The sequence below is a fragment of the Treponema sp. R6D11 genome, assembly GCF_054786075.1.
This window is the reverse complement of sequence record NZ_BDHD01000815.1, coordinates 1-500: the sequence shown is the minus strand read 5'-3', so window position 1 is coordinate 500 and position 500 is coordinate 1. Positions and strand designations below refer to the sequence as shown.

The window sequence follows — 500 nt, the reverse complement described above, 5'->3', positions numbered from 1 at the left end:
GTTGATACTGTTTTGGCTGGGCGTATGCCTTGGTGGTTATCGTATAAAAAGTCGATACTAGGTATATCAATATCAATCGTTTTATCATTCTTTAAAGTCGCAACAGCATGCGTGTCGGACAGTTTAAGTTCCGTTACCTCGCCGTTTTTTATCGCTTTGTAAAGATCGGTATAGTTATATTTAATCGCATCGCCCTGAAGCGAGTATGCAACCAACGCAAATATGGCTAAAAATAAGAATAAATATATAAATACACCAGAACCAAAGTTATTTTTTTTGTTCACTATTGTCCCCTTCTTTTTAAGTTAGGCAACTTTAATTTAGATTTAATCATTTCCTCGTTCGGCAAAATATAGCTCCTGCGCAAGTATGCAAAGTTCGCAAACAACCTTCCGCCAAAAACGATTTAGAAAAGGCTATGAAGATGGCTGGTGGCGTATACGAAATGATGAAAGCGACAGGGTTTAGGTTCGATATTGTTAAAAAAGACAATTTGGAGC

Annotated in this window: 1 protein-coding gene; it reads right to left on the bottom strand. The window is 37.2% G+C overall.

Annotated features, from left to right (window positions below; all coding sequences use genetic code 11):
* On the bottom strand, window positions 1–284 hold a 284-nt coding region (locus tag ACYVTD_RS16280; protein ID WP_461248719.1), incomplete at its 3' end, for an ATP-dependent metallopeptidase FtsH/Yme1/Tma family protein.
* Window positions 285–500: the final 216 nt, after the last annotated feature.